Genomic DNA, 7,215 nt, shown 5'->3' with positions numbered 1-7,215 from the left:
ATCCGCCTCGCACGCCGACAGGTCACCGCGCAGGCGGCCTTTTCCCCCTGACCACCTGGCCGCCTCCCTCGTCGAGGGCCTGCGGGAGATAGCCCGCCACCTGCTGCCCCTGCGCCGTAGGCGCTTCAACCCCCGTGTCATCAAACGCAAGATGTCCAATTTCGGCGTCAAACGCGACGAACACCGGCGCCCTCCCCAGCCCGACCGGAGCCCTGCCGAGGCCGTGGCCATCGCCCCGCACTGGCGCACAGCCCCAATCAACCCACCGACCAAAGTCCCAAGAAGCTGGGACCCGATTCCTTAAGTCACTGGTATTGCCGGTAGCCCGGGTCTTTGGCGAGACACGCCGTGACCAGACTGAGCAAGTCATCGGGGACGCCGGCGAGGTCCGGCTCGGCGCTGAGGACGTGGAACGCGACGGCCTCGGCGTTGCCGTTGCCGAAAGGGTGGCGGCCGGTGGCCGCGAAAGCGAGCAGAGCACCCCAGGCGAAAGCGTCCCCGGGCGGCCCGGTAGTGCCGTCCCGGTAGTACTCGGGGCTCAGCCAGCCCGGAGTCCCGGTCAGCATGCCGGTGCGGGTGACCGCGGTACCGTCGACGACGTGGGCGATGCCGAAGTCCAGCACCCGCGGCCCGTCCGGGGCCAGAATCACGTTCGCGGGCTTGAGGTCGCGGTGGACCACCCCGGCGGCATGCACGGCCGCGAGCGCCCCGGCCGTACCTGCGGCGAACAGGTGCAGCTGAATTCCAGTCAGCGGCCCGTGCACCGCCGTGTGATCGCCGAGCGTCGAGCCGGGTACGTAGGCAGTCGCCAGCCACGGGATGTCCGCTTCGGGATCGGCCTCCAGCAGCGGCACCAGGCACGGCCCTGAAACCCGCCGCAGCACCGTGACCTCGCGCCGGAACCGGGCCCGGAACTGGTCATCCACCGCCTGCCCGGCGTGCACAGCCTTCACCGCCACCCGCTCGCCCCGCTCCCCCACCGCGGCGTACACCGTGCTCATCCCACCCGCGCCCAGCACCCCGACCACCCGGAAACGCCCGATCCGGGCCGGGTCCGAAGCACGACGAGCACCAATCCGCGACACGAACAAGACCCCCGCCGAGAGCGATTATGGACGAGATGTGAACCCTAGCGGGGATCGCCGACGCCGCACGCTTGTCGGCATCAGATGAGATCCACCCGTGCCATGCTCGCCCAGCCGGTCCCGAGCCCTCCGCGATGAGCCTCGATTGATAACAGGCCGTCGTGCGGCCGACCGGCGCCCAACTCACCTTCGCCGGGCCACGCGACGGCCTACTTTGGTCCCCGGAGTGCAAGGTGACGTAACACCCCGCCGAACACGCCCACTTCGGACTCGACTGGCCTCGTGGTTCTCCTGTTGTCGCTTATGCTCTGTTGTCTGACTTGCAGTCCAGGGCCTAAGCGGCTGCAGGGCGTGAGCCACCTGTGGCGGCATGCTGAGCTGGCTGGCATCTGACCGCAGTGTGACAGCGGAATGTGATCCTCCCCGAGAGGGGAGCCATCAGCACGGCAAGGGTGGGGCGTAAGTGGCTGAGAGTATCCTTCTGCGTTTCCTGAGAGGCGGGCTCATCGATGTCAATGGAGATGACGCCAAGCTCGACAAGATCGGCGCTGCTGCCGGTGAGCTGGCCAGTGAGCTGAGGAAGTCTCCTTCCAAAGCAGTGGCATACGTCCTCGCGGCTGTCGACCCCGAGGTGGACGCCGGCGACCCCGTGATCGTCGAAGCGCTCGATGCCCTCAGCAAGCACTGGGTGACGTATGTGAACACGTTCTCCGGCACACCGGTGGCTGTGGCTCGCGCCATTATTCTTGAGGGTTTGGTCCAGGCAGCTACGGACACCCCCTCCGTCGGAGCGGCTTTTGTTGCCCTGGCTCGCAATGCTTTCTCGGTTTCGGTGCCGAGTGCCGACACGGCGGTGTGGGCCGACGTGATCATGGAGATCGAGAAGGACGTCGATGCACGGGCCGAAGCGGAGTGGGCGGTACCCTCCTCCATCTCAGCCCCGGTCGCAGACCTTAAGGTTCCGAACCCCGCTCCGCTGACGGTGACCGCAGATCCCGCGGACGTCGACCACCTCAAGGCCGGGTTCCATGCGGCAGCAGGCCCTCAGTACGTTGACCCGCAGCAGGGCCAGACGTTGGCCTCGAACGGGAATCCACATTGGGCACACCAAAGCCCTCCTCACTGGGCAGGCGAGTTCGGCGCCCGTATGGCTGTCGCTGTTGCCGAGGCCCTTGATGCGGGCCTAAACGGACTGACCGTTGAGAACGCCGACTTGTCGGAGCCGATCCGGTCGCTGGCAACAGGCGTGTCCGAGTACGTTGCCGAGGCACTGACCGCCGTGGCAGCCGCCACCACAGGCCTTCAGCGCAGGGTGGCCCTGGTGTGGTGGAAAGAGTCGCTGTACTCTCCGACCCGCTGGGTCAGCTACCGGGACTTGCCACCGGCCGCGGCGGCAACACTGATGGCCTTCGACCTGCACCAGCTGGTGCCGGTGTCCTCCCCTGCCAGCGTGGTGGCCTTCCTGGCTGAGACGGTGATGTCCCTTCCCCTGGTTGAGACGGAACAGACGTACGCGGTCAATGACCTCGTCGAGCTTGCACAGACCCACGAAGCGCTGGATACGGCTCGCAGTGCAGGCGCGCTACTCACGGCGGTACCCCAAGGCCGCGGTCCGGTAATCACACTGATCGCCCACCGCGATGCGCCCGCCTCACGCGACCGGAGCGCATTCCGCCGCTTGACCGGAGTGCCGGACGCTGCACGCCTGACGTTGGCGCAGTGGGCGTGCTGGGTGTTCCGCGAGCTCCAGGCCACCAGCGCCACAGCCGCCAGCAAGGCCAGCCGCAGCAGCAAGCGGCGAAGCCGAGGGTGAACGGTATGGACGACTGCCCACAGCAGAGCTGCTTCGTTCCCGACACCGGCTGCGCTCTCGGCCACGTCGATCTCTCTGCATGCCCCGTGTATCACGGCTCGGGCAAGGACACTTCCGTGCCCGAGCCGACCGGTGATGTACTGCTGCCCTGGTCCGGCAGTGCACTGGGACTTGCCGACCTCGCCTTCGTCGCCGGCCGAGCCCGTCCTCGGATCATCGCGACTATCGGCCCACAGAACGCAGGGAAGACGACAATGTTGGGCGCCTGGTACCTGCTGTTGGGCCGAGGCGCCGCCGAACTGCGCGCAGGCCAGTTTGCTGGCTCCTTCTCCCTGGCCGGCTGGGAGGCAGTGGCGGAATCCCTGCGCTGGGCCCCCGGGCAGGCGCCCGGGTTTCCCCCGCACACCGCGAGTCGCAGCGGGCGGGCTCCTGGGCTGCTGCATCTGAGCTTTCGTGCCGGGCAGAAGCAGCCTGTGGACTACCTGTTCACCGACGCACCTGGCGAGTGGTTCCAGAAGTGGGCCATCAACAAGGACGGATCCGAGGCTGCAGGAGCCCGCTGGATCGCCGAGCACGCGGACGTTTTTCTTCTCGTAGCAGACCGCGAAGCTCTGTCGGGCGCAAGCATGGGGGCCGCCCGTAGTGCCCTACAGTTACTCGCCGCCCGTGTGGCCGATGAGCGAAAATCACGCCCCGTTGCGTTGGTGTGGACCAAATCAGATGTCTCTATCGCTCCCGCAATGGAGGAGTCCGTCCGCCAATCGGTATTCGGCCCGATTCCCGAGGCCGAGGAATTCTCGGTCAGTGTCACCCCGGGCGATACCGGCGAACGACAGGCAGCTGGCGTTCTGAGCAGACTCCTCGACTGGGCGCTCACCTCGCGACGGCCGCACGCCGTCCTACCGTCTGTCCCGTCAGGCAGCGGCGACCCGCTCTTCATGTACGGGGTGAAATCGGCATGAGCGCTTCCGGCGATTCCATCCTTCTGCTCGGCGAGAGTGGCGTAGGTAAAACGCATTATGGGGCGCAACTGCTCAGGCGGCTCATGAAGAGGGACTGCCGACTGCGTATGAACGGCCAGGCGACAAACCTTGAGCCGTTCGAAGCGGCACTCGAAAGCCTCAGTGAAGGAAAAGCAGCCGATCACACGGCTACCTCCATCTACGTGGACAGCGTGTGGCCTGTATCGCAGGAAGATGGCACATCCGGACAACTCATCTGGCCCGAGTACGGCGGCGAGCAGATCAAATCCATGATCGAGACTCGCCGCGTGACGGACGCCTGGTGCAGGCGTGTCCAGCAGGCGGACCGCTGGATGCTGATGATCCGCCTCCAACAGACGCAGTTGGGCGACGACGTGCTCTCACGCCCCCTTTCCGACCTGCGTAAAGCAGCCCCCGAGAATCCGGCTCACCAGGTCTCGGACCAGGCGCGCCTCATTGAGCTTCTGCAAATGCTCATTTACGTCAGGGACATGTCGTCCCCAAGAGCTCGACCGGAAAGCCCACAGCTGGCCGTACTCCTCACTTGCTGGGATGAACTCGGATTCGAAGGTACTCCGTCCGAGGCGCTCCAGGTACGTCTGCCGATGTTCTGGGCGTTCCTCAGTGCCACGTGGCCCGCACCCACTGTCATGGGGCTGTCAGCCCTGGGCCGCCCCCTCAACCCGCACACATCTGACAGCGACTACTCCAGCCGGGGCCCGGAGCAGTTCGGGTTCGTCGTGACACCAGAAGGGGAGCGCTCACCCGACCTCACCTGGCCAATCCATCTCCTCCTTGACCAACAGAGCCAACAAGAGGCGGACTAGGCCTTGCGTATACATGCAGAACAGGCACTGTTCGGGGAGGTCCGGGGAGGGCACGGACTGAGGGAAGCCAGTGGCCGCCGGAGCCTTGCAGCGGAGCTGGCACCCCGACTTGACCTGCCTGACACCGCACCGCCCGGCGTGGAGTGGTCGCCTTTCCTGTCAGGGTTTCCCCACCATGACTACTACGTGCTCGCTCGCACCTTTCTCGACGCGCAGGCAACGCGGGCTGGAATGGTGCTCTCCCACGCGCTCATCGTGCCGCTCAATGATCTCGTCTCTGCCTCCGACCTGCGGCCCCTTCTCGCCTGGTTGATGACCCGACCCCACGCCCCTGTGGCCATCACGCCGCTGGAAGTCGAACTCGGGAACGACATCCCGCCTGCCGCAACCGATCTGCCAGCGGCCGCGGCAACACTCGCGCAGCGCTCGGCCGGCCCCGCGGTCCGCCTGGGCCACCAAGACTTCGACGCCCTCGTCGTGTCCTTGTGGGCTCGGCTGTGGCCGGCCCTGCGTCGCAAGTTCGCGTTCCGCCTGAGCTTCGGCCCCACCGACCTTGTCGAGACTCCAACGCCAGCACTCGTGTGCACCCCTCGCGCCCTCGTCGGGCGGTGGCGCGGGCACCAGCGGCTGGACACCGTGTCACTGGCGCCAGGTTCCCTGGCGGCTGCCGCCCTCACCGGCCACGAACAAGGCACGCTACTACGCTCCTTCGCTGACGAAATCGGAGCCGAAGCCACCGCCTTCAGCGAACTCCTGCTGCTGGAACAGGCATACCGGCTCACTACCGATGCACCGGACACCATCAATGACACCATCACCGCCGTGCGGCTTGTGCAGCGGCTATCACCCGATCCCACCCGCGGCACGAGGGGTAAGGCCAAGCTCCTGCGGCGGCTGCTGCATCAGCTTGAGACCGCGACCACGGGCGATGTCCTGACACTTCGCAACCTCGACATGCAAGGGTTCGAGCACGCGCAGGCTGTATGGACACAACTGGAGACCTGGACCGGGGACAACACCTTCCCGCCGGCCCAGGACACCTCGTTCACGACGATGATCCAGGACGCCACACACACGTCCAAAAGCACCCGCCAGTGGAGGGAGGCCGTACTTGGAGGCCTACGGAAGGCAGCAGGCACACCAGGTCCGGCGTTCGCCCGCGCCGTGTGGCGCTGGGTAGCCGCTGATCCAGAACTCACGCGACCCCTGTGGACAGCGGCTAGGCCGGACCACGCACTGGTAGGTCGGTTGGTTGAAACCGCTCCACGCGCGCTTCCCCTCCGCGCGGCGCAGCACGTGATCGACATCGCTCGCGAAGAGCGCTTTCCCCGGCTGCACGGCGCCGCGGTGTCGACCGCCTTCCCCCCGTGCGAGGCCGCCCGCCTCCAGCTCACCGCCGAACCCCACTCCGTGGCAGATGGCCTGGAACTGGCGTTGAGGAACGCGACGCCAGAACAGATTGTGCGCTGCTCCGTTGAGATCGACGACCCACGGATGATTGACCTGGCGGGCAACTACGCCGCCCGGACGCCAGCCCTCCTCGCGGACCTCGACTTCTCCACTCAGACAGTTCAGGGTCTGTGGACGGCTTCGCTGAAATGCGACCTGAACGCCTGGCAAGGTCCCGCCAATCCACAAGCCGCATTCCACGCCGCGCTCACCGACCTCATCGACGGTCGACCGGTTCAGGACGGCCTCATCCGGCGCCTGTCCCGCACCCCCCTGGCCGACCTCGGTTCCTTCCCACGCCGTTCCGAAGTATGGGCCAAACTCAGCGGCCCAGATCTCGATTCTCTCACTCGGGCGACCGTACACGGATGGCTAGAGAAGGCCCGTGTGGGCCTGCCCCCCTTCCACCTGGAACCGCACCTCCAAACCGCTGTTCTCGGAAGCCCCGAACTCGACAGCCACCTCAGCCGCATGGAAGCCGGTGAGGTAGTCGGGATTGTGGCGGCGTTGCCGACATTCGACGAATACCGATTCCGTAGATGGCTTCGCGCAGCGCTCTCGAATGGGCAGCGCATTCCTCCCTCTACATGGGAGGCCATCGGCGGTCTCGCACTCGACCGGCATTGGAGACACACGGCTGACGAGCTCACAGGCATGCTGCGACAAGGGCGCGACGACGTCCGGCCCGCGCTGCGCGCGTGCCTGCCCATGATCGGTCTGTGGGACCGATGGCGACTCAACTTGTCTGCCATCAGCACCGCCGAAAGGTGGAAAGCACTGGAAGACCTGGCGGCCGAACTCTACCCGGCAGGGCCCAACGACCAGGAGCTGTGGGAACGAGCCGGAGGCCGCACTGCCGATCTCGACCAACGAGGCAGTGGCCGCACACGGTGGCACCAAGCACTCCAGCGCATCGAGCACGGCATCGGAAATCCTCACCTGAAGCTACTGCTGAATGAAATGCGTAACGACTACCCAGCGAATCAGCCACTCCGCTTCTTCGCCGATAACCAAGAATTCACGAACGAGCGATGACCGCCGAGCGGTACGCAAAGAAA

General features: G+C 66.1%; 5 protein-coding genes. 4 read left to right on the top strand and 1 reads right to left on the bottom strand.

Annotated features, from left to right (window positions below; all coding sequences use genetic code 11):
• Positions 1-305: 305 nt before the first annotated feature.
• Positions 306-1,019 carry a serine/threonine-protein kinase gene (locus H293_RS51050; RefSeq protein ID WP_310591956.1) on the bottom strand — a complete coding sequence of 238 codons (714 nt, stop codon included), beginning with the start codon at positions 1,017-1,019 and terminating at the stop codon, positions 306-308.
• Between the two features lie 529 nt (positions 1,020-1,548).
• On the opposite strand from H293_RS51050, the gene H293_RS0140660 reads away from it, so the two are divergent.
• From H293_RS0140660 to H293_RS0140645, 4 genes are all read left to right on the top strand, one after another.
• A complete protein-coding gene (locus H293_RS0140660) occupies positions 1,549-2,898 on the top strand; it encodes a GTPase-associated system all-helical protein GASH (RefSeq protein WP_020123517.1) in 1,350 nt (449 codons plus the stop codon).
• Positions 2,899-3,014: 116 nt separating this feature from the next.
• Positions 3,015-3,860 carry a TRAFAC clade GTPase domain-containing protein gene (locus H293_RS0140655; protein WP_199790250.1) on the top strand — a complete coding sequence of 282 codons (846 nt, stop codon included), beginning with the start codon at positions 3,015-3,017 and terminating at the stop codon, positions 3,858-3,860.
• Complete coding sequence (locus H293_RS51045) at positions 3,857-4,708, top strand: TRAFAC clade GTPase domain-containing protein (RefSeq protein ID WP_033416250.1); 852 nt, start codon at positions 3,857-3,859, stop codon at positions 4,706-4,708. The genes H293_RS0140655 and H293_RS51045 overlap by 4 nt, the downstream gene beginning before the upstream one ends.
• Positions 4,709-4,711: 3 nt before the next feature.
• On the top strand, positions 4,712-7,192 hold the full coding sequence (locus H293_RS0140645) for a GAP1-N1 domain-containing protein (RefSeq protein WP_028808622.1): 2,481 nt from the start codon (positions 4,712-4,714) through the stop codon (positions 7,190-7,192).
• Positions 7,193-7,215 lie beyond the last annotated feature (23 nt).

Source organism: Streptomyces canus 299MFChir4.1, assembly GCF_000383615.1.
Classification (GTDB): domain Bacteria; phylum Actinomycetota; class Actinomycetes; order Streptomycetales; family Streptomycetaceae; genus Streptomyces; species Streptomyces canus_C.
This window is presented reverse-complemented; position numbering and strand designations above follow the sequence as displayed.

Coding starts and splice junctions, on each gene's coding strand:
- H293_RS51045 (WP_033416250.1), top strand. CDS start 3,857: ATGAGCGCTTCCGGCGATTCCATCCTTCTGCTCGGCGAGAGTGGCGTA.